The sequence below is a fragment of the Zhouia spongiae genome, from assembly GCF_022760175.1.
Classification (GTDB): domain Bacteria; phylum Bacteroidota; class Bacteroidia; order Flavobacteriales; family Flavobacteriaceae; genus Zhouia; species Zhouia spongiae.
The window spans coordinates 436556-459689 of record NZ_CP094326.1 but is presented as its reverse complement, the minus strand read 5'-3'; the positions used below and the strand labels follow the sequence as shown (position 1 = coordinate 459689).

Here is a 23134-nt window from a genome sequence, read left to right as displayed (position 1 = left end):
ATTAAGGATGACAGAGAAAGAACAAATTAACAAAGAGAAAATACCAAAACATATAGCCATTATCATGGATGGTAATGGCCGCTGGGCAAAACAACGTGGTAAGCTGCGTGTTTTTGGACACGAACAAGGTACAAAGAGTGTTAGGGAAATCGTGGAAGGTTGCGCCGAACTAGGGGTAGAGTGCCTTACTTTATACGCGTTTTCCACCGAAAACTGGAACCGCCCAAAAATAGAGGTCCAGACATTAATGAGGCTTTTGGTGAGTGCTCTTAAAAAAGAGTATAAGAATCTTAAGAAAAACAAAATACAGCTAAACGCTATCGGCGATTTAGATGCACTGCCTTCCCGTACAAAAAAAGAACTTCTCGAAGTCATCGAAAAAACCAGTGAAAATACAGGTTTGAAACTTACCCTGGCATTGAGCTACGGGGCGAGGGAAGAGCTGAAAAAGGCAGTTCAAAGTATAGCGGATAAAGTTAAAAATAATATAATTTCCATAGAAAAAATTGATGAATCCGTTATAAATAATCATCTTTATACGCATAATTTGCCCGATGTGGATTTACTTATTCGAACTAGTGGAGAACAGCGAATAAGTAATTTTTTGTTGTGGCAGATCGCATACGCAGAATTGTATTTTACCGATACACTGTGGCCGGACTTTAATAAGCAGCAATTATTTGAAGCTATTATCAATTATCAAAACAGAGAAAGAAGATTTGGAAAAATTAGTGAGCAACTCAATGACTAATATTAGTATGTTCAAAAGGTATTTTGGGGCAATTTTACTTTTTGGAGTAATGTTTTTTAATAGCGCGATCGCTCAGGAAACTAATATTGATAAAGGAAAAAAATACATCCTTGGCGGCATCGAAGTAACAGGAGTTAAAAGTTATAACGAACAAACGGTAGTAACGTTTACGGGGCTTCAGGTCGGACAGGAGATTACCGTTCCGGGAGAAAAGATCAGTAAGGTGATTACCAAACTGTGGAACCTGAACCTGTTCAGTGACATAAGTTTTTATATTACCCGTGTTGAAGGAGAGAAAGTATTCCTGGAACTTCAGATCGTAGAACTTCCCACACTTTCAGACGTTAAGATCACAGGTTTAAAGAAAAAGAAAACAGACGATATTATTAAGGAAGCCGAGTTAAAAAGAGGTAAAAAGGTAACCGAAAGCTTTATTGCGAATACCAAGAATTACCTCCTTAATAAGTATAAGAAACAAGGGTATTTAAATACGAAAGTACTGATCAATACCGTAGCAGATACTTCAGAGGCAAATGCAGTGAAAATGATAGTAAATATCGATACCGACGAAAAAGTGAAGGTAAAGGATATTGTGTTTGAAGGGAATGAAAAGCTGAAGGATAAACAGCTTAGAAAAGCAATGAAGAACACCAAACAAAGACAGTTTGGCCGTTTTTGGAAGAAATCTAAATTTATCCCGGAAGATTACAGCACAGACCTCACTAGCCTTATCGATGCTTATAAAGAAAAAGGATATAGAGATGCCAGGGTTTTGAATGATAGTGTGATCTATAATGATGATAATACAATTGGTATCAATATCGCAGTCGAAGAAGGAGAACGCTATTATTTTGGTAATATAGACTTTGTAGGAAATGCAGCTTATACAGACCGCGAATTGGCGAGAGTACTGGGAATAAAAAAAGGAGACGTGTATAATGGGGTTCTCTTACGAAAGAGAATTGCAGACGATACCAAGCCTGATGGGAACGATATCACCAACTACTATCAAAATACAGGATATCTTTTCTCCAGAATTAACCCCGTAGAGGTTTCTGCACAGAACGATACCATCGATTTTGAGATCAGGATCATAGAAGGGAAACCGGCTTATTTTAATAATGTAACAGTTGCCGGAAACGACAGAACCAACGACCATGTTATCTATCGTAACCTTAGAACAAGGCCGGGGCAGTTATACAGAAAGGAGAATGTGTTCCGTACGATAAGAGAACTGGGGGCTTTAGGGTATTTTGATGCAGAACAACTAAATCCACAAATTTTAAACCCGGATCCGGATGCAGGAACTGTAGATATACAATACGGCGTTGTTGAAGCTGGTTCAAGTCAAATAGAACTTCAGGGAGGATACGGTGGAGGTGGTTTTATCGGAACATTGGGGTTGCGATTTAATAATTTCTCTATAAAAAACCTGTTCAATAAAGAAGCGTATAAGCCTGTTCCTATGGGAGACGGACAAACCCTGGCTTTACGACTTCAGGCGAGTAAATTTTATCAGACATATAGCTTTTCATTCATAGAGCCCTGGTTAGGGGGTAGAAAGCCTGTTCAGTTCTCTACTTCATTATCAAGGACCTTACAGTTCAGGCCTACCATCGATTATAGAGATGTCGATAAAGACCAGCGGTTCGTGATTACGGGTATTAATGTAGGATTGGCTAAAAGGCTGGAATGGCCGGATGATACCTTCCAGTTGTCACATTCCTTGTCATATCAGCATTACGATATCCAGAACTATGCCATCGGAGGGATATTTCCTTTTAGCAATGGGGTTTCGCAAAGTTTGGCCTATACCGTTGCCCTTTCAAGGGATAATACATATACGAACCCGATATTCCCGACGGGAGGATCTAAATTTGTCATCAGTGCCAGGCTTACGCCGCCATATTCACTCTTTAACGGGGTCGACTATGCAGATCTGGGGAATCAGGAAGCGTACAAAGACAGAAATAGCAATGGTTATTTAGTACATGTAGAAAGAGATGCTAACGGAAATAAAATAGCAAGTACAGAAAAAGTGGTGGCTACCGTAGATGAGGCTTCGACAGATATAGCAAAAGTCGGTCAGAAAAAATTAAACTGGTTAGAATACTATAAGATCAAATTCCAGGGAGACTGGTATAAGCAACTGGTAGGCGATCTGGTTTTAAGAACAAATGCAGAATTTGGTTTCTTAGGAGCTTATAACCAGGACAGGGGAATAGTGCCCTTTGAACGTTTTTATGTAGGCGGAGACGGTTTAGGTAATTATGCGCTCGACGGAAGAGAGAATATACAACTGAGAGGATATCCGAATAACTCTTTGTCAGCAAGGGACGGTTCTACGATCTTCAATAAGTTCTCACTTGAATTGCGTTACCCGATTACCCTTAAACAAACAGCCTCTATCTATACACTAGGATTTTTAGAGGCAGGAAACGCTTTCGAATCTTTTGATGAGTATAGTCCGTTCGATATTAAAAGATCTGCGGGGCTGGGTGTCCGTATATTTATGCCGGCATTTGGTTTGTTAGGTATCGATTTTGCCTATGGTTTCGATCCTGTTTCAGGAGGGAATACACCTAATGGATGGGAGACACACTTTATCATAGGACAGCAGTTTTAATTTTGGCACGGTATTTTCTATATAGTATATCGACGTCAAGAAATAAACACAAAATTTTTTGTCATAACGATAGAGTTATTACTTTTAGGGGTGATAAAAAATTTTAACAAATGAAAATAAAAGTTCTTTACATATTGTTGCTTGCTTCGATAGTTTCTGTGCACGCTCAGAAAGGTGTACGGTTAGGCTATATCGATATGGATTACATCCTGGAGAATGTAGAAGAGTATCAGGAAGCCAATAAGCAGCTTGAGAAAAAGGTCCTTAAATGGAAGCATGAAGTTGAAGAACAGAACAGGACGATAGTCCAGATGAGATCTGACCTCAATGCCGAAAAAGTGCTTTTAACAAAAGAGCTGGTAGAAGAACGCGAGATAGAGATCGATGCCCTGGAAGCGGAGATGGTGAAATACCAGCAAGATCGGTTTGGTCCGGATGGCGATATGATCAGACAACGAAGTCAGCTGGCTCAGCCCATACAAGACCAGGTGTTTAATGCTATTCAGGAAATAGCAGAAAAACAGAATTATGATTTTGTTTTCGATAAATCGGCCGATGTGGTTATGTTGTTCTCCAACAAAAGATATGATATCAGTGACATGGTGCTGAGAAGTATCGACCGTAATAGAAAAAAAGGAGGGACAGTAAAAAAAGAGGAGCCGGAGAGCAAATTGGAAAAGTTTGACGATACTGAAGAAAAATATTCCGAACCGACGGAAGCCCAAAAAGCAGCAGCAGAGAAAAAAGAAGAGGCTTTGTCAGACAGGGAAAAAAGAAAACAGCAGATAGAAGCTGACAGGCAAGCCAGGCTAAAGAACATAGAAGAACGAAAAAAGGCTTATGAAGCCAGAAGAAGAAAAATACTGGAAGAACGTCAAAAGCTTAGAGATAGCCTGAGGCAGGCTACAGAAAAGAAAAAAGACTCGGTAAATTAGGATAAACGAAGAGGAATACAATTATTAACACTTAAACAAAAACAATTTAGAGAGACTATGAAACATTTAAGATCATTTTTAGTTGCAATTGCATTGATCGGTGCAGTAAGTTTTGCAAATGCACAAAGTAAAGTTGCTCATGTTAATGTTCAGCAGCTTGTAGGCGAAATGCCACAGTGGAAAGCAGCACAGGCTGAGCTTCAAAAATTAAAAGATACTTATAAGGCTGACTTGCAATCATCATATACGGAGTTACAAAACAAGGCACAACAGTATCAGAATGAGGCTAAGTCGAAAACCCAGTCGGAGAATGAGGCCAGAGGTAAAGAGATTGATGGTTTGAGACAAAACGTAATGAAAGCAGAACAGGTGGCACAACAGGAACTTGGTAAGAAGGAAATGGAGTTGTTAGAGCCATTGCTTAAGAAAGCGAATGATGCCATCCAGAAAGTAGCAAGAGCACAGGGCTTTCAATATGTATTAGACGCTTCACCCGGAAGTGGTATTATTCTAGCTGACGGTAAAGACCTTTTATCGGATGTAAAGAAAGAATTAGGGTTCTAAGATCAGAAAATTTTCAGATAATATTTATTCTAAAAACCGTCGGACAACTCCGGCGGTTTTTTATTTTTGTAACTATGGATTTAGGCCCTATAGGTATTTTTGATTCCGGAGTAGGAGGAACAACCGTTTGGAGGGAGATTAAAAAACTACTGCCAAATGAGTCAACAATTTATGTGGCTGATAGTCTTCATGCACCCTACGGGAAACGGACCAAAGCCGAAATGCGGGAGCTGAGCGTTAAGATAACGGATTTCCTGTTGGCTCAAGGTTGCAAGATAATTGTAGTTGCCTGTAATACGGTAACTACCAATGCAATTAAGTTTTTAAGAGACAGGTACCGGGTGCCGTTTATAGGTATAGAACCGGCGATAAAATTAGCGGCACTTAATACCAAATCAGGAGTTGTAGGGGTTTTGGCTACCAAAGGGACGTTAGCCAGTGAATTGTTCCATCAGACATCAGATGCCCATGCCAATAATATTACTGTCATCGAGCAGGAAGGGGAGGGGCTTGTTGAGCTCATAGAGAGCGGTAAGCTAGAATCAGGTGAGCTTAAAGGATTATTACGGGAATATCTGGACCCGATGGTTGATGCCGGCGCTGACGCGCTTGTATTGGGCTGCACCCACTATCCGTATTTGATCCCGCTGATTAAAAAAATAGTTCCTGAAACATTACAGATAATCGATTCCGGAGCAGCAGTAGCCAGGCAAACTAAAGCTGTTTTAGAGCAGAATAGTATGCTCAATGATCCCGGAGAGGCGCCAACTGATATATTCTATACTACCGGAGATGTTAGTTTACTAAAAGGTTTTATAAAGGATGCCGAAGAAAATACACCTGTACTGAAATTAAAGTGCTAGCAGTATTTTTCAATAATATTTTTTACAGACCTGAAATAGCCGCTTCCAAACAAGTTTAAATGAACCAGCAGGTAGTATAATTGCCATATGTCAAGTCGTTCTTCCCATAGAGGTTCAAGAGGGAAAACTTCATTATAAGTATCGAATAAAAGACTGTCAAATCCTCCGAATAAGGTCATCATGGCTATATCTGCTTCCCTGTGCATATAACTTACAGCAGGGTCAATCAGGCAGGGATTTCCCTGATTGTCTGTTAAATAATTTCCGTTCCACAAATCGCCATGTATTAATGCTGGTTTCTCTTCAGGGATTAGTTGATCCAGATTGCGATAAAATTCGCTGATCTTTTTAAACGTATATCCGTTCTTATCTGCCAGACGGATTTGTGGCTCAATTCTTTGGGTGATATAGAACTCTACTATAGAATCCTGAGGAGTATTATATTGTGGCAAACTGCCAATGTAATTGCCGGTTTCGAATCCGTAAGTGTTGTTAGTGCAGGAATGCAACAGCGCCAGCCGCTTCCCGAATGTTTTCCAGAAAACATCAGTTTTCTTACCCGGGGGGATGTATTCCATCAGAAGAAAGGAAATAGCTTCCTGTTTTCCCGTCAATAATATACCAGGTGTCCTAAACGAGCAGGTTTTTTCAATGGCTTTAAGGCCTTTTGCTTCGGCCTTGAACATCCCGGGAAATGCCGATGCACTGTTTAATTTAACAACGAGCTGACTGGAAGAAGTATGAATCAGGTACGTCGTATTTATGTCGCCCCCATGAAGTTGTTCATACGATCTTATGTTGGTGTTTAAAAACGTTTCTAAAGATTCTTTTACGCTTCTCAGGTCATGCATCCTCCTGTTGTCAGTTACTTGATACGTTCATAAGTCAAATAGGTAAAAGGAAATTTGTGTTTGTCATCAGCTGCATGAAACTCGCTTTTTACTAATTGCCATTTATTTTCATCAATCTCAGGGAAAAAGGTATCAGCCTCAAAAGTGCCATGTACCCTGGTAAGCTCGATTCTGTCGGCAATTTGTATGCTGAGTTTGTAGATTTCGCCACCTCCAATAATATAAGGGGTGTCGTCTGTTTTAGAAAGCTCAAGTGCCTTGTCGAGAGAACCGACGACAATACAACCTTCCGGAGCGTAGTTTTTTTGTCTTGTTATAACGATATGAGTACGGTTGGGTAATGGTTTTGGGAAGCTTTCAAAGGTCTTTCTTCCCATAATGATATGATGCCCGGTCGTTAACTGTTTAAACCGTTTAAAGTCGTCCGGCAAATGCCATACAAGATCGTTGTCTTTACCAAGGGCATTATTCTCAGCTGCTGCTGCTATAATTGTGATCATTCCTCGTCCGGTTTTTTCTTTGTTTCAGATTCAAATTCTGTTTCTATTTCCTTTTCAAGCTGGGCTATCCTGTTTTTCTGTTTTTGGATAAGTTTCTCTCTTTGCTTCCGCTCCCATTCTTTGCCCATGAATTTACTGGTAAAAAACACATTGATAAAGTGGATTACAAATAAAAAACTCCAGGCAGTTATAACCCATACAAACCAGTTTTTTTCGGGCAGGATATTAAGAAACTTGTTAATGATAATGGCAAATAAACTGCCTGTAAGGAATACGACAAAATGATAGTAAAGCCTCTTCTTTTGCCGGATTCTTTTTTGAGCGTTTTCTACCAGCTCATGTTGTTCTGCATCAAGTGATGATCTTTTCTTTTTAAAAAGCATATCTAAAACCTTTGTAAACCAAATTTAAAATTTTTTGGGAGGATTACGACCATGAGGTAAGAATTTTATCGGGTCAAATACAATGATAGTTTAAAAATCCAACCTGTAAGATGATTACTATTGTATAGTATCTTTATAGTACGTTCAAAGTATATATATAACGTATATGAAGTATAGATTATCAGTAAACAGAACAATAATTCAGTATGTATTATCGTAGATTTGTTTTAATGGGGGAGTTGTCAAAATGATAATATGTAAGAAGTATGGTATAGCAATACCTACGATTTGTAGAGATGCAAAACCTGATTAAATGATAAAAATGGTTATATGTTGCTTTCCCGATTTCTGAAATCAGACAGATACCCTGGCTTTTATATGAGGGTGAGGATCATAGTCTGTTAAGGAGAAGTCCTCGAAAGTGAAATCGAAAATACTCTTAATGTTTTTATTCAGGATCATTTTAGGTAATGGCCTTGGTTCACGGCTTAATTGTAGTTGCACCTGCTCCATATGGTCATTGTAGATATGGGCGTCTCCGAACGTATGGATAAAATCACCCGGCTCATACCCGCACACCTGGGCCATCATCAGGGTAAGTAAAGCATAAGAAGCTATATTGAAAGGTACTCCTAAAAAGATATCGGCACTCCGTTGGTACAACTGACACGATAATTTACCGTCTGCGACGTAAAACTGGAAGAATGCATGGCATGGAGGCAGCGCAGCCTTTCCATTGGCAACATTTTCGGCAAAAGAAACAGAAGTATCAGGGAGAACACTGGGATTCCATGCAGAAACCAGCATCCGCCTGCTGTTCGGATTTGTTTTTAAGGTTTCGATAATCTCCGAAACCTGATCTATTTCTTCGCTGTTCCAATTGCGCCATTGATGCCCGTAAACAGGACCAAGATTGCCGTTCTCATCAGCCCATTCATTCCAGATACGAACACCGTTATCCTGTAGGTATTTGATGTTGGTATCCCCTTTTAAAAACCAGAGAAGCTCATGGATAATAGATTTTAAATGAAGCTTTTTTGTGGTTACCATAGGGAATCCTTCGCTTAGGTCAAATCGCATTTGATAACCAAAAACACTCAATGTACCTGTGCCGGTTCTGTCTCCTTTTTGATTTCCATGTGCTAAGACATGCTTCAGTAAATCGTGATATTGCTTCATAATCGGGCTCTTGATTTTAAGGTTCAGGGGTAAAGATCCCCCTTGAGATATTTGATAAATGACAAAATTCTCTTTTGCAACCTTTGAATTTTTTCAATTGTCAAAGATAAATTTTTATCATCAATATAATTTAAGTCAGCACATAAAATTATATGTGATCCTGATTCGTAAGAAGAACCTAAGCTAATTTGTAAATAGGGAATAAAGTCTTTGTCTGAATTTTTTAGCTGATATTTCAGTGGTATTTTGGGAGGAGTTGAAATAACACAACAATTGATCTGAGAGAATAAGCCGGGTTTTTCGATTTCGGGTAAACGACCTCGGGGCAAGCCCACGAGAGAGCCAAGCGTAAAGAAAAGGTCTGGTAGCCCTTTTTAGCGATGGAGCCCGGCGCATGGCAAAACATTTCGACGCAAGCCCTGTGAAATTCCTTCAGGACTATTTCACAAGGGCAAGTCCAATGAATTCCTTTAGGAATATTCCACAAGAACAAGCGTCAGAGCATTTAAATCTCGATGATCGAGTAATGAGCGGTAATGGTATATATTTCCTTTACAAGACTTCTGGCATCGGTCCGGACATAGGGTTTTTTGAAATTCCTTATGTAAACGGAATATACTTTTAATAATCGACAGGTAAACCTTTCCCTTTTTCTTTAACCAATAATCATTCCTGCGATGGTAGCAGACAAGAGCGATGCTAATGTGCCGCCAAGTACAGCTTTCATGCCGAATTCGGAAAGTGTTCTCCTTTGTCCGGGAGCTAATGAGCCTATTCCGCCAATTTGTATCCCAATAGAAGCAAAGTTTGCAAATCCGCATAACATATAGGTAGCCATGATAATAGACTTGTTGTAGGTAAAGTGGATGTTTGAAGCAGCATTTTTAAGCTCTGCTAATTGCACATAGCCTACAAATTCACTGGCAGCCAGTTTAATCCCCAGTAATTGCCCCATCAGCATCATATCTTCTTTTGCAACCCCGATGATCCACATTAACGGAGCGAAGACAAAACCTAAAATAGATTCTAATGAAAATGAATCATAGGGTGTATGTTGTGCTAAAAGTATATTTAAAGTGGTTAATGAGCCGACTTTTCCCAGCACATAGTTGATCATGGAGATAAATGCTATAAAAACCAATAGCATGGCACCGACATTGGCAGCCAGTTTAAGGCCTTCTGTGGTACCGTTTGCGATGGCATCAAGCACATTGGCACCGATTTTATCTGATGAAACTTCAACGTCGGTATTTGGTTTTTCCTGTTGCGGGTATAAAACCTTAGAAACAACAATTGCTCCCGGAGCTGCCATCACAGAAGCGGCTAGAAGGTGTTTTGCGTAAACGAGCCTTAATGCGGGGTCGTCACCACCTAAAAATCCGATATAAGCTGCCAATACACCGCCGGCCACTGTAGCCATTCCTCCAACCATTACCAAAAGGATTTCCGATCTGGTCATTCGTTCCAGGTATGCTTTAATCATCAGGGGAGCCTCGGTTTGTCCTAAGAAGATGTTTCCGGCAACAGAAAGACTTTCAGCACCTGATATACCCAGTAACTTGGTTAATACCCATGCCATACCGCGTACAACAATCTGGATAACACCGAAATAAAACAGCACGGAGGTTAATGCTGAAAAGAATATGATGGTAGGTAGTACCTGAAACAAAAATATAAAACCAAAACTGTCTACATTCATCATATCCCCCAATAGAAATTCACTTCCTGCCTTGGTGAAGTCTAATATCAAAACAAAAATATGACCGACAAATTCAAAAGCTTTTTTAATAAAAGAGACTTTAAGTATACCTATTGCCAGCAAAAGTTGCGAGGCGATTCCGATAGCTACGGTTTTCCAGTTTATCGCTTTCCTGTTGCTGCTAAAAATAAATGCAATGCATATAAGGACAAACATTCCTAAAACCCCGCGAAGAAAACCATTCAGGGTAAACCCTTCACTAGGGAGTATAGTGCCTGAAGCAACATTTTTATCGTTTCTTCTTTCTGTGAATTTATAAAAAACATCTTTTTCTTTTAATACCAGCGTAGAGTCCGTCAGCTCAGATATCTTATAAGTTACAAGAGTATCGTTTGGTTTTTCATACTTTAAAAGAAGCAGCTTATTCTGATGGATATAGTTTCCGGAAGCTTTTAGATTGTTTTTAGCTTTTAACGAAAAGGTAAATTCACCATTGGCTAAGTGTAAAGAGTCTTGTTTACCGGCGCTAAAAAGAGTGGAGTCAGATGTTGTGCCGGCTGATTCAAACTGCCAGTTTTTCTCTATTTCCTGCGCTTTGATGCTGATAGCAGAAAATAAAATGACTAAACAGAGTAATATTTTCTTCATATTTGGAAACTTATTTCTTTTCGCGCTTGGAGATTTCATCTCTTATTTGTGCTGCTTTTTCGTAGTCTTCATTAGCAACAGCGCTGTCTAACAGATCGTAGAGTTCTTTTAATGAATGTTTTTTATAGGATTCCCGCTTGCTTACCGGTTGACTTTCACCTGAAAGTATTTCGTCAACTACGATGCTTTCTTCCTTTTCCTCTTCCTTATCTTTTGAGGAGAATTTAAGGTAAATCCCGGCTTTGTCCAGGATGTTTTTGTACGTAAATATAGGAGCGTTGAACCTAAGAGCCAAAGCAATGGCATCACTGGTCCTGGCATCGATGATCTCTTCGATCTGGTCTCTTTCACAGATGATGCTCGAATAAAAAACACCATCAACTAATTTGTGGATAATCACCTGTTTTATGACAATATCGAAACGGTCTGCAAAATTCTTGAAAAGATCATGTGTAAGCGGTCTGGGTGGTTTGATTTCTTTTTCAAGGGCAATGGCAATAGACTGTGCTTCAAAGGCTCCTATAACTATCGGTAGCTTTCGTTCACCATCAACTTCATTTAAAATAAGAGCGTAAGCTCCATTTTGCGTCTGACTGTATGAAATTCCTTTTATTGTAAGCTTAACTAGACTCATATACCAATATAAAATAGCAAGGGCTGCCTGAATTTGAGCCTAATACCCAATTTTCAGGCAGCCCTTGTGGGGCACAATTTAGCAAAATTATGCGTTATTAGCCTTAAATTCTTTCAATTTTTCAACGAGTTTAGGAACCACTTCGAAGGCATCGCCAACAATACCATAATCGGCTGCCTTGAAGAAAGGAGCTTCCGGATCGTTATTGATGACTACTTTTACCTTAGATGCATTAATACCGGCCAAATGCTGGATGGCCCCTGAAATACCGACGGCAATATATAAGTTGGAAGCAACAGGTTTTCCTGTTTGTCCCACGTGTTCTTCATGAGGTCTCCATCCCATATCAGATACGGGTTTCGAGCAGGCCGTTGCAGCACCGAGGACAGCAGCCAGATCTTCAATCATACCCCAGTTTTCCGGCCCTTTCAGACCACGTCCTCCGGACACTACGATTTCAGCATCAGCAATGGTGACTTTTCCGGTAGCTTTATCCACAGATTTTACACTGATATTAAAATCTTCATCTTTTAACGAAGGTTCAAAAGCTTCGGCAGTTGCCGCTCCGTCACTTTCTTTTAATCCAAAGGAGTTTTTTGCCAAGCCGATAAGCTTTACGTCAGCATTTATTGCTGTGATGTTAAACGCTTTGTTGGTAAAAGCCGTGCGCTTAACCTTAAAAGGTTCTGTGCTTACCGGAAGTGCGACAACATTTGAAGCATAACCGGCATTCAGGTCTACAGCCAGAACCGGAGCCAGATATTTATCGTTGGCACTGGAGTTGATAACGACCACTTTGGCACTTTCTTTAGTTGCAGCTTGCCGAATGGCATCTGCATAAGCTTTGGCGTTAAAGTTTGTTAGTTTGTCATTATTTACTGTAAGGACTTTATCAACGCCGTATTTTGATAGTTCGGATGGATTCTCAACATTAATGGCAATTGCCGTAACTGTTGTGCCAAGCATATTGGCTACCTCTTTCGCATAAGAGGCTGTTTCGAATGCAATTTTTTTAAAATTACCGTTTTCAGATTCGGTGTATACTAAAACTGACATATGTTTTTATTTTTTTCGGGTACCTTATGTATGATAAGGTAAGTTTTTAACTGTTTTTTGGGTGAAAGCCGGTTATGAGGTTGGTTTATATAACTTTTGCCTCGTTATGTAAAAGGTCAACCAATTCATCTACATTATCAGGAGAAATTAGTTTTACCTCGCCTTTTGGAGCAGGTTTTTCAAATTGAACGGCTTTGGTCGCCTGCGTTGCTTCAGCAGGTTCTGTAACTGCCAGTTGTTTTTTTCTGGCCATCATGATACCTCTCATGTTCGGTATGCGTAAATCGCTTTCTTCTACAAGTCCTTTTTGTGCCCCGACAACAAGAGGTAAGTTGGTTTTTAGTGTTTCTTTACCACCGTCGATCTCGCGGATGGCTGTTGCTGTATTTCCGTCTATTTCCAGGCCGATACAAGTGTTTACAAAGTTCGCATTTGTAAGCGTAGCTAGCATTCCGGGTACCATACCACCATTGTAATCAATAGACTCTCTTCCCGCAATGATCAGATCATAGCCCCCGTCCTGAACTACTTTAGCCAGTTGTTTAGCTACAAAAAAACCATCAGTAGGTTCTGCATTCACTCTGATGGCTTCATCTGCACCTATGGCAAGAGCCTTTCTTAATGTGGGTTCGGTTTCTGTACCGCCAACATTGACTACTGTAACAGAAGCACCTTGCTTTTCCTTGAACCAGATCGCTCTTGTTAAACCGAATTCATCGTTGGGGTTAATGACAAACTGAACACCGTTAGTGTCGAATTTCGTATCATTTTCCGTGAAATTTATCTTGGATGTTGTATCCGGAACGTGACTGATGCACACTAATATTTTCATATGCTGTATGTTTTGTTTTAATTAGAGTGCTACGAAGATACTGATATTTTTCATAAAATACTATGCGCGCATAGTAAATATTTCACAAAAAGATGTTTATATACTTAATACATAATTGCTATTTTTGCTTTCCGTTTTGAATACGAATAAAGGTAATAAGAGATATTCATGAGAACAATTCAGTTTAGAGAGGCCATTGCAGAGGCAATGAGCGAAGAAATGCGTCGCGATGAGTCCATATATTTAATGGGTGAGGAAGTTGCCGAATACAATGGTGCTTATAAAGCTTCTAAAGGAATGCTAGATGAATTTGGTGCCAAGAGAGTAATAGATACTCCAATTGCAGAGTTAGGATTTGCCGGAATTGGCGTAGGTTCGGCAATGAACGGATTAAGACCGATAGTAGAATTTATGACCTTCAACTTTTCGTTGGTGGGGATCGACCAGATTATAAACAATGCTGCTAAAATGCGTCAGATGTCAGGCGGACAAATTAATATCCCTATCGTTTTTAGAGGGCCTACCGCTTCTGCAGGTCAGCTGGCGGCAACGCACTCTCAGGCTTTTGAGAGCTGGTATGCAAACTGTCCGGGACTTAAAGTTATAGTTCCTTCTAACCCATACGATGCAAAAGGATTGTTGAAGTCGGCCATTAGAGATGATGACCCTGTGATCTTTATGGAGTCTGAGCAAATGTATGGAGATAAGGGAGAGGTTCCTGAAGGGGAATACACATTGCCGATAGGAGTTGCTGATATTAAGAGAGAAGGTACGGATGTAACGATCGTATCGTTTGGAAAAATCATAAAGGAGGCTTTTAAAGCAGCTGATGAGTTGGAGAAAGAAGGGATTAGCTGTGAGATTATAGATTTAAGGACCATACGTCCGTTAGACCATGAAGCGATTCTTAATTCTGTTAAAAAGACGAACCGCCTTGTTATCCTGGAAGAGGCATGGCCTTACGGAAATATAGCTACTGAAATTACATACCAGGTTCAGGAAAATGCCTTTGATTACCTGGATGCCCCGGTTATTAAGCTCAATACGGCAGATACCCCGGCACCGTATTCTCCGGTGCTTCTTGAAGAATGGTTGCCAAATTCAAACGACGTTATTAAAGCCGTAAAAAAGGTTTTATATAAATAAATTCTTAAAATTTTCGTTATAAAACTTCACTAAGCTATCTTCGCTTGGTGAAGTTTTTTTTATATATGAAAAAGTTTTTTACACTAGTTATATTCTTATTTTCTGTCATCAGTTGGTCCCAAACCAAGGTGGAAGGGGTTGTGGTAGATGAAAATGACGATCCGATTGCATTTGCCAATGTAATGTTCAAGAACTCTACAGAGGGTATTATTACCAATGATAACGGACGGTTTTACCTGGAGTCCGATAATACGTACAAAGTGCTGGTTGTATCTTTATTAGGCTATACATCGCAGGAAATAGAGCTTCCGAAATCGACAAATTATAACCTTACTATAAAACTGGTTGAAGGCGAAGAGCTCGGAGAAGTGGTGCTCTATGCCGGAAAACAATCAAAAAAAAATAACCCGGCTATAGATATCTTGAGAAAGGTATGGGCCAAGAAACGGCAAAACGGGTTGTATAAGTTCGATCAATATGCCTTTGATAAGTATGAGAAAATAGAATTTGACCTGAACACCATCGATTCGACAATAATAAAAAGCAGGCTTTTTAAAGGGATGGAGTTTATCTTCGATCACACCGATACTTCCAGTGTTACGGGAAAAACCTACCTGCCAATGTTTATAAATGAATCCTTTTACAAAGTATTCGGAGATAACAAGCTTAAAAAAGAGAAAGAAGAACTGCTGGGGAATAAAAACTCCGGCTTTAATACCAATCAGACTGTTATAGCCTACGTAAACGATCTTTATTCAGAGTACAATATATATGATAACTACTTGCAGCTTTTCGATAAGAGTTTTGTGAGCCCACTGTCTAAGGCAGGTATAGATACTTATAACTATGTGCTGACAGACAGTACATATCGCGATAATAAATGGTGCTATAAGATTGTTTATTACCCCCGCAGGAAAAACGAGTTAACTTTTAAAGGACAGTTCTGGGTTAACGATACTACATACGCTGTAAAGGAAATTGATATGCAGGCAACCAAGAGTGCCAATATCAACTGGGTAAAAGAAATGTATATAGAACAAGAATATGAGGTGGTCAACGATTCCGTTTTCCTGCTCAAACGCGATTATATGCTAACAGACTTTAGTCTGAATAAAAAGGAAAAATCACGCGGGGTTTACGGAAGGAGAACTACCATATACGATAATCACGTCTTTGATGATGAAAAGCCTAAAAGCTTTTATGATAAAAAAATAGACCCGTTTAATCCGGTGGTTTATGAAAGAGAAGATGAATTTTGGGAAAAGAACAGGCTGGAGGTTCTGAATGAAGATGAAAAAGGGATCTATAAAATGCTTGATACCCTGACCACTGTACCAAAGTTTAAACAGTTGTATAAAGCGGCAGAGGTTCTGGCTTCAGGATATTTTGAATTTGATAAGCTGAATTTCGATTACGGACCGTTATATTCTACTTATGGTTACAACCCGGCTGAAGGACTCCGTACCCGTATCGGGGGGCGGACATATAAAACAGCCAACGACCAGTTGAGGTTACAGGGGTATACGGCCTATGGCTTAAAAGACCATAAGTTTAAATATGGGTTTTCAGCGAAATGGCTAATAGACAGAAAGAACCGCATCATAATTTCTGCAGGCACCAGAAGAGATGTTGAGCAGATCGGGGTAAACCTTACAAATACCAACGATGTATTGGGCAGGAGTTTTGCTTCCTCTGCCTTGTTTACTGCCGGAGCCAATGATAAACTGACTAATATTAATCTAACGACTGCAGGCGTAGAGTTTGAGGTTTTTAAGAATTTTAAAGTTCGCGGTGGAGGTTCGTTCAGAACAATGAGATCGGCACTTCCTGATGATTTTAGTTTAAGTTATGCGGATCCGGGAGAGCCGGGAGGAGTAGCTGATGTTACCAGGCAATTTGAAACCTATGTAACATTGGATTATAAGCCTGGACGGGAAACGATTGGCTACGGAGTAGAAAGAAGAGATCAGAATGACGATTATGTGCATCTTTTTTTAAACTACTCTTTGGGGGTAAAAGGAATTTTAGATAGTGACTTTGATTATGAAAAGGTTCAGTTCTATTATAGAAAACCGTGGATGGTAGGTGGCTTTGGGCGCCTTCAGACCATCGTAGAAGCCGGTAAGATTTATGGAGAGGTACCGTTAAGTCTGCTTAATGTCGTTCCGGGAAACCAAACCTATTTCTCTATTTTTAATACATTTCCTAATCTTAATTTTTATGAGTTTGTAACCGATACCTATGCATCGGTGCACTTGGAGCATAATTTCAACGGACGCTTGTTTTCGAGGATTCCGCTGATCAGGGACCTGAACTTAAGGGAATTAGTCGGGTTAAGAGGAGTCTGGGGAGATCTGTCTGATAAGAACAGGGCTTTGAATGCACCCGCTAACATCCTTCTGATAGCTCCTTCCGATAAAATTTACTGGGAGTATTCCTTTGGGGTAGGTAATATTTTTAAGGTGTTTAGAATCGACTTTAATTTCAGAGGTAATTATTTCGATATGCCCGATGCCAGAAAGTTTAGCGTTACAGGTTCGTTCGGGTTCGAATTTTAATAAGAGGTTATCCTTTTGTTAAAAAGAATGAGCATGTACAACATAACGAGCAGTTTAGTTGTTAAATATAAGATGATGCCCTACCTTTGCACGCCTTAATAGATAATAGAGCAATGAGCGCAGCAAAATTAAAATCTTTTGATGTTTTAGTAGAGATCCCGAAGGGGAGTAGAAATAAGTATGAGTACGATTTTGAGTTGAAGAAGATACGTTACGACCGTATGATCTTTTCTTCAATGCACTATCCTGCCGATTATGGATTTATCCCTAAAACCCTGGCTTTGGATGGAGATCCGTTAGATGTTTTGGTGTTACTTACCGAGCCGACTTTTCCGGGTTGTGTCATCGAAGTAAAACCATTAGGTGTATTCCACATGGCAGATGAAAAAGGGCCGGACGAAAAGATCGTTTGTGTACCTATTTCTGATCCGGTATGGAATAAACTGGACGATTTAAGCGATATTAATCCACATCTTGTGAAAGAAATTGAGCATTTCTTCCAGGTTTACAAAGATCTCGAACATAAAAAAGTAGATGTGGAAGGATGGGGAGATGTTAATGAAGCATGGGCCATCATTGATAAATGTATCGACAGGTACGAAGAGAGCGTACATAAAGAAGCAGGCGACTTTGTAGTGTAAAAACTATTAAAAATCAAGCATATAAAAAGCACTTCCAACAGGAAGTGCTTTTTTTTATCTCCTTTATTTTCCTATTTTTAGTGAAAATAACAATAACCAATACTTGAATTTCATGGAAAAACTTATTTACTTTTTACCGCTGGCCGGGGTTTTGGGGTTGCTGTATATGTCCTTTAAATCAGCCTGGGTTTCTAAGCAGGATGTAGGAACCGAAAAAATGGCACGAATTGCTAAAAATATCTCTGATGGTGCTATGGCATTTCTGAAAGCAGAGTATAAGGTTTTGGCAATATTTGTTCTGGCGGTAGCTGTACTTCTATTTTTTAAAGGAGAATCCGATACCGATTCTACTCCACTGGTAGCAGTTTCCTTCATTGTGGGGGCTTTTTTATCGGCGCTTGCAGGTTTTATAGGGATGAAGATTGCTACCAAAGCGAATGTAAGAACGACCAATGCGGCCAGGAGCTCGTTGAATAAAGCGTTGGAAGTGGCTTTCTCCGGCGGTGCTGTGATGGGGCTGGGGGTAGTCTCACTCGGAGTAATCGGATTGAGCGTGCTTTTCCTGATATTTAGTAATATATATTCTGTTGAAGATGGCAATGGCTTGACTTTGGTGTTGAATGTGATCTCAGGATTTTCCCTTGGTGCTTCTTCAATAGCTCTTTTTGCCCGTGTAGGAGGAGGAATCTATACCAAAGCGGCTGATGTCGGCGCAGACCTGGTTGGGAAGGTAGAAGCCGGTATTCCGGAAGATCACCCGCTCAACCCTGCTACCATTGCAGATAACGTTGGAGATAATGTTGGTGACGTAGCCGGTATGGGAGCCGATTTGTTTGAGTCTTTTGTTGGCTCCATTATCGCAGCGATGGTTCTGGGAGGTGCTTATTTTGGCCTTTCTGAATTTTCAGAATTTCAATTAGGAGCTGTTTACTTGCCATTGACGCTTGCAGCCTCTGGTATTATTGTTTCGATAATAGGAACGTTTTTTGTCAAGGTAAAAGAAGGAGGTGATCCTCAAAAGGCATTGAATGTAGGGGAGTTTTTGTCTGCGGGAATTATGATTGTAGTTTCTTATTTGTTAATTAATACCCTTTTGCCGGAAAGTTGGTCGTTGAATGGAAAGGATTTTAATGCAATGGGAGTGTTTTGGGCAACGATAATAGGACTTGTAGCCGGATTAGGTGTCGGGAAGATAACAGAGTATTATACCGGAACAGGAACAAAACCTGTTAAGGGGATCGTCGATCAGTCAGTTACCGGAGCGGCAACAAATATCATAGCCGGATTGGGTGTCGGAATGATGTCGACAGCAGTGCCTGTTTTGTTAATAGCAGCGGCTATTATCTTGTCGTTTCATTTTGCCGGCTTATACGGGATTGCTATTGCTGCAGTAGGGATGCTTTCCAATACGGGGATTCAGTTGGCGGTAGATGCATACGGCCCGATTTCAGATAATGCTGGGGGAATAGCAGAAATGTCTGAACTACCGTCTGAAGTGCGTGAGCGTACAGATAAGCTGGATGCAGTAGGAAATACAACAGCTGCAATCGGTAAGGGCTTTGCCATTGCTTCGGCGGCATTAACAGCTTTGGCTCTCTTTTCTGCATTTATGCAACAGGCAAAGATTACAAGTATAGATATCTCCCAGTCTACTGTAATGGCCGGGCTATTTGTTGGGGGAATGCTTCCGTTTGTTTTTTCGGCTTTGTCAATGGGAGCTGTAGGTAAAGCGGCAATGTCAATGATTCAGGAAGTTAGACGACAGTTCAATGATATACCTGCGTTAAAGGATGCTTTGGCGATAATGAAAAAGTATGATGGTGATATGTCTAATGCTTCAAAAGAGGATATGGAGATTTTCGAAAAAGCCGATGGAGTAGCTGAATATCAGAAATGTGTTGAAATTTCGACTAAAGCATCTATCAAAGAAATGGTGCTTCCCGGAGTACTTGCAGTATTTACGCCTGTATTGGTGGGTTTCTTAGGTGGGGCCGAAATGCTGGGGGGATTACTTGCAGGAGTTACGGTAACAGGAGTTCTGATGGCTATCTTTCAATCCAATGCAGGAGGTGCATGGGACAATGCCAAAAAGATGTTTGAAGGAGGGGTCGATATTCAGGGACAAACCTATCAGAAGGGTTCAGAACCGCATAAAGCTGCTGTTGTAGGTGATACGGTAGGCGATCCGTTTAAGGATACCTCGGGGCCGTCGTTGAATATTTTATTGAAGTTAATGTCCGTTGCCGCATTGGTTATAGCGCCAAGTATAGCAGTAGTGAATAGTGATGCTTCTGCAGCGGCTACAGAAGCCAAGGAGATTGTCGTGACCGTAGATGAAATAAACCACGAAGAAGAAGCCAGAATCGTAAAAGTAGATATTACTAAAAATGAAAATGGCACGGCCAAAGCAGTAATAGAGACTTCTGTGACCGAAAACGGAAAAACAGTTACAAAAAAGGAAATTGTTGAGGGAACGCTGAATGAAGTTGAGGCCAGGCTTAAAGAAATTGATGAAGCTAAAATTGTAGTGAAAGAAAAAATATAGCTTTTATAGCAAAATTCACAAGAATGCAAAAGAACCATATTAACGTATGGTTCTTTTTGTGTTTGTTTGATTTATTTAGTTGTAAATCAGTCACATATTTATTATATTTGAAATAAGGTAAACCAATATAGCATATTGTGTTGTCCGAAAAGATTTGGGGTAGTTAAAGGACTAAAAGTATTATGAAGAATAATGTTTTTAGTCCTTTTATTTTACAAGCTTATTCAAATAAACCATGTAATTTTGCGTCTATTCTGTTAATGATGTTTCCTAAGTCTTCAGGGTCGTCTACAAAATTTATATTGTCGACATCAATAATAAGAAGTTTGCCCCGGTCGTAGCCATGTATCCATGCTTCATAGCGCTCATTTAGCCGGCTGAGGTAATCAATTGAAATTGAATTTTCAAATTCCCGTCCACGGTTGTGTATCTGGCTAACAAGATTAGGGATAGAACTTCTTAGATATATTAATAGGTCAGGTGGCTGAACCAACCCTTCCATGAGCTCAAATAGTTCTTTGTAATTCTTATAATCTCTATTGGTCATCAGCCCCATGGCATGTAAGTTGGGAGCAAAAATGTGAGCATCTTCATAGATTGTTCTGTCCTGAATGACCTTCTTGCCACTTTCTCTGATTTGAAGAATCTGACGGAACCGACTGTTTAAAAAATAAATTTGAAGATTAAAGCTCCAACGTTCCATTTTGGTGTAAAAGTCGTCTAAATACGGATTGTCTACTACATCCTCAAAATGAGGCTCCCATTTAAAGTGTTTTGCCAAAAGTTTTGTTAGTGTAGTTTTTCCGGCACCAATGTTTCCTGCAATAGCTACATGCATCTTATTCGTTTTTAGTCGATTCGGATTTGAAGTCCAAATTTTTTTCGTCTCGTAAATATACAAGATATCGGCTATAGCAAAAAGAATCTTTTTGATCAATATTCCCCGAAGGGTCAAAAGCTTGTTGTATAGTTGTTTAGGTAGGTGTTTTAATGCGAAACCTTAAAAAAGCATAAGATAGTTTTACAGTTAAGGACAAATCACTACATTTGCAGTCGATTATGAAACGAGGAAGGATTTGACTGATTGCAACCTCAATAAAAAATGCTAAAGCAGTTACTTCCGAGTAATATCGGTTTGGAAACTTCTTCAGTATTTGTGCATCGTCGCTTCCATTCGACAATTTTTTAAAATTAATATTATGGCGTATTTATTTACATCCGAATCTGTAAGTGAAGGACACCCGGATAAAATAGCAGATCAAATCAGTGATGCATTGTTAGATAACTTTTTAGCGTTTGATGCTGATAGTAAGGTGGCATGTGAAACATTGGTTACAACCGGGCAGGTGGTTTTGGCAGGAGAAGTAAAAAGTGATACTTATCTGGATCTACAGAGTATTACACGCGAAGTAATTAATGGAATAGGATATACAAAAGGAGAATACCAGTTTAGCGGTGATTCTTGTGGGGTAATATCCCTTATCCATGAACAATCTCAGGATATTAATCAGGGAGTAGACAGAGCCTCTAAAGAGGAGCAAGGAGCCGGCGACCAGGGAATGATGTTTGGTTATGCAACCAATGAGACCGAGAATTTCATGCCTTTGGCCCTGGATATTTCACATAAGATATTGCAAGAACTGGCAAAGCTGAGAAGAGAAAATAAAGATATCACCTATTTGCGTCCTGATGCTAAGGCACAGGTAACTATTGAATATTCAGACGATAATGTGCCGCAAAGAATAGATACCATAGTAGTATCGACCCAGCACGATGCTTTTGATCCGGACGATGAAGCTATGTTGGCTAAGATAAAGAAGGATATAGTGGAGATATTAATACCTAGAGTGGTTGCTCAATTGCCTTCAGATCTTCAAAAGTTGTTTGATAGCGATATAAAATATCATATTAACCCTACAGGGAAATTTGTTATTGGAGGGCCTCATGGAGATTCAGGCCTGACCGGCAGAAAGATTATTGTAGATACTTATGGTGGTAAAGGTGCTCATGGTGGCGGGGCATTCAGCGGAAAAGATCCGAGTAAAGTAGATAGAAGTGCAGCATATGCTTCTCGTCATATAGCCAAAAACCTGGTTGCTGCCGGAGTGGCAGATGAGGTTTTGGTACAGGTTAGTTATGCGATTGGAGTTGTTGAGCCAACATCTGTTTTTATCAATACCTACGGTACGGCTAAAGTTGATTTAAATGACGGCCAGATTGCTAAAAAGGTCAAAGAGATATTTGATATGAGACCTTACGCAATAGAAGAGCGTTTAAAACTAAGAAATCCTATCTATTTTGAAACGGCAGCATATGGTCATATGGGAAAAGAGCCTAAAACAGTAAAGAAGGTTTTTGAATCACCATATAATGGCCGTGTTGAAAAAGAGGTTGAATTGTTTACCTGGGAAAAATTAGATCATGTAGACCGGATTAAAGCTCTTTTTAATATATAACAATTGCCTGCACTTTTGTTGAAGTCGTTTAAAAGTTAAAATAAAATCTTACTTTTAATAATTCAAAACGAAGAAAATGAAATTAAATACGAACATAATGTCTATGATGATGTGGAAAGTTTCTGCAAGGGCGACTATTATGTGATTTTTAAGTAATGTATAATATGTAAAGCCCTTGCCAAAGCAAGGGCTTTTTTATTGGCACCGCCAAAGGGTATAATACCCCGAGGCTTGCCTCGAAATTAAAATTTGTTTCCGACCAATGCC

20 protein-coding genes are annotated in these 23134 nt (G+C 39.7%); 10 read left to right on the top strand and 10 right to left on the bottom strand.

Annotated elements, in window-relative coordinates:
* Positions 1–7 precede the first annotated feature (7 nt).
* The 5 genes from MQE36_RS02110 (at position 8) to murI (ending at position 5739) form a co-directional block, all read left to right on the top strand.
* The gene (locus MQE36_RS02110) at positions 8–751 is read left to right on the top strand and encodes an isoprenyl transferase (protein WP_242937553.1); all 744 of its coding nucleotides are present in this window, start codon (positions 8–10) and stop codon (positions 749–751) included.
* Positions 744–3377 (top strand): outer membrane protein assembly factor BamA, encoded by a 2634-nt coding sequence (gene bamA / locus MQE36_RS02105; RefSeq protein WP_242937552.1) that lies wholly within the window; start codon positions 744–746, stop codon positions 3375–3377. The genes MQE36_RS02110 and bamA overlap by 8 nt, the downstream gene beginning before the upstream one ends.
* A gap of 110 nt (positions 3378–3487) precedes the next feature.
* Positions 3488–4312: an OmpH/Skp family outer membrane protein gene (locus tag MQE36_RS02100; RefSeq protein WP_242937551.1), complete on the top strand. Its 825-nt coding sequence runs from the start codon at positions 3488–3490 to the stop codon at positions 4310–4312.
* 57 nt (positions 4313–4369) lie between these two features.
* Positions 4370–4876: an OmpH/Skp family outer membrane protein gene (locus MQE36_RS02095; protein ID WP_242937550.1), complete on the top strand. Its 507-nt coding sequence runs from the start codon at positions 4370–4372 to the stop codon at positions 4874–4876.
* Between the two features lie 74 nt (positions 4877–4950).
* Positions 4951–5739 (top strand): glutamate racemase, encoded by a 789-nt coding sequence (gene murI, locus MQE36_RS02090; RefSeq protein WP_242937549.1) that lies wholly within the window; start codon positions 4951–4953, stop codon positions 5737–5739.
* Here the strand turns inward: murI and MQE36_RS02085 are convergent.
* From MQE36_RS02085 to MQE36_RS02050, 9 genes are all read right to left on the bottom strand, one after another.
* Positions 5736–6590, bottom strand: a complete 855-nt coding sequence (locus tag MQE36_RS02085; RefSeq protein ID WP_242937548.1) for a fructosamine kinase family protein — start codon at positions 6588–6590, stop codon at positions 5736–5738. The two genes, murI and MQE36_RS02085, sit on opposite strands and share 4 nt — an antisense overlap.
* A gap of 14 nt (positions 6591–6604) precedes the next feature.
* The gene (locus MQE36_RS02080; RefSeq protein WP_242937547.1) at positions 6605–7090 is read right to left on the bottom strand and encodes a dihydrofolate reductase; all 486 of its coding nucleotides are present in this window, start codon (positions 7088–7090) and stop codon (positions 6605–6607) included.
* Positions 7087–7473, bottom strand: a complete 387-nt coding sequence (locus tag MQE36_RS02075; protein WP_242937546.1) for a 2TM domain-containing protein — start codon at positions 7471–7473, stop codon at positions 7087–7089. The genes MQE36_RS02080 and MQE36_RS02075 overlap by 4 nt, the downstream gene beginning before the upstream one ends.
* Positions 7474–7827: 354 nt before the next feature.
* Complete coding sequence (locus MQE36_RS02070; protein WP_242937545.1) at positions 7828–8652, bottom strand: thymidylate synthase; 825 nt, start codon at positions 8650–8652, stop codon at positions 7828–7830.
* 23 nt (positions 8653–8675) lie between these two features.
* A complete protein-coding gene (locus tag MQE36_RS17045; protein ID WP_423242470.1) occupies positions 8676–8987 on the bottom strand; it encodes a four helix bundle protein in 312 nt (103 codons plus the stop codon).
* 320 nt (positions 8988–9307) lie between these two features.
* Complete coding sequence (locus tag MQE36_RS02065) at positions 9308–10999, bottom strand: NupC/NupG family nucleoside CNT transporter (RefSeq protein ID WP_242937544.1); 1692 nt, start codon at positions 10997–10999, stop codon at positions 9308–9310.
* Between the two features lie 10 nt (positions 11000–11009).
* Positions 11010–11633 (bottom strand): bifunctional nuclease family protein, encoded by a 624-nt coding sequence (locus MQE36_RS02060; RefSeq protein ID WP_242937543.1) that lies wholly within the window; start codon positions 11631–11633, stop codon positions 11010–11012.
* Between the two features lie 87 nt (positions 11634–11720).
* Positions 11721–12689 (bottom strand): electron transfer flavoprotein subunit alpha/FixB family protein, encoded by a 969-nt coding sequence (locus MQE36_RS02055; RefSeq protein ID WP_242937542.1) that lies wholly within the window; start codon positions 12687–12689, stop codon positions 11721–11723.
* An 85-nt stretch (positions 12690–12774) separates the two neighbouring features.
* Positions 12775–13521 (bottom strand): electron transfer flavoprotein subunit beta/FixA family protein, encoded by a 747-nt coding sequence (locus MQE36_RS02050; protein ID WP_242937541.1) that lies wholly within the window; start codon positions 13519–13521, stop codon positions 12775–12777.
* A 168-nt stretch (positions 13522–13689) separates the two neighbouring features.
* Here MQE36_RS02050 and MQE36_RS02045 point away from each other — a divergent pair, with 168 nt between their 5' ends.
* The 4 genes from MQE36_RS02045 (at position 13690) to MQE36_RS02030 (ending at position 20411) form a co-directional block, all read left to right on the top strand.
* On the top strand, positions 13690–14667 hold the full coding sequence (locus tag MQE36_RS02045) for a pyruvate dehydrogenase complex E1 component subunit beta (protein WP_242937540.1): 978 nt from the start codon (positions 13690–13692) through the stop codon (positions 14665–14667).
* Positions 14668–14732: 65 nt separating this feature from the next.
* Complete coding sequence (locus MQE36_RS02040) at positions 14733–17225, top strand: DUF5686 and carboxypeptidase-like regulatory domain-containing protein (protein ID WP_242937539.1); 2493 nt, start codon at positions 14733–14735, stop codon at positions 17223–17225.
* 113 nt (positions 17226–17338) lie between these two features.
* A complete protein-coding gene (locus MQE36_RS02035) occupies positions 17339–17866 on the top strand; it encodes an inorganic diphosphatase (RefSeq protein ID WP_242937538.1) in 528 nt (175 codons plus the stop codon).
* Between the two features lie 112 nt (positions 17867–17978).
* On the top strand, positions 17979–20411 hold the full coding sequence (locus MQE36_RS02030; protein WP_242937537.1) for a sodium-translocating pyrophosphatase: 2433 nt from the start codon (positions 17979–17981) through the stop codon (positions 20409–20411).
* A 220-nt stretch (positions 20412–20631) separates the two neighbouring features.
* Here the strand turns inward: MQE36_RS02030 and MQE36_RS02025 are convergent, their stop codons facing one another.
* A complete protein-coding gene (locus tag MQE36_RS02025) occupies positions 20632–21249 on the bottom strand; it encodes a deoxynucleoside kinase (protein WP_242937536.1) in 618 nt (205 codons plus the stop codon).
* Positions 21250–21610: 361 nt separating this feature from the next.
* Between MQE36_RS02025 and metK the strand changes: the two genes are divergently transcribed.
* Entirely contained in the window at positions 21611–22867 is a 1257-nt protein-coding gene (gene metK, locus MQE36_RS02020; RefSeq protein WP_242937535.1) for a methionine adenosyltransferase, read from the top strand.
* Positions 22868–23134: the final 267 nt, after the last annotated feature.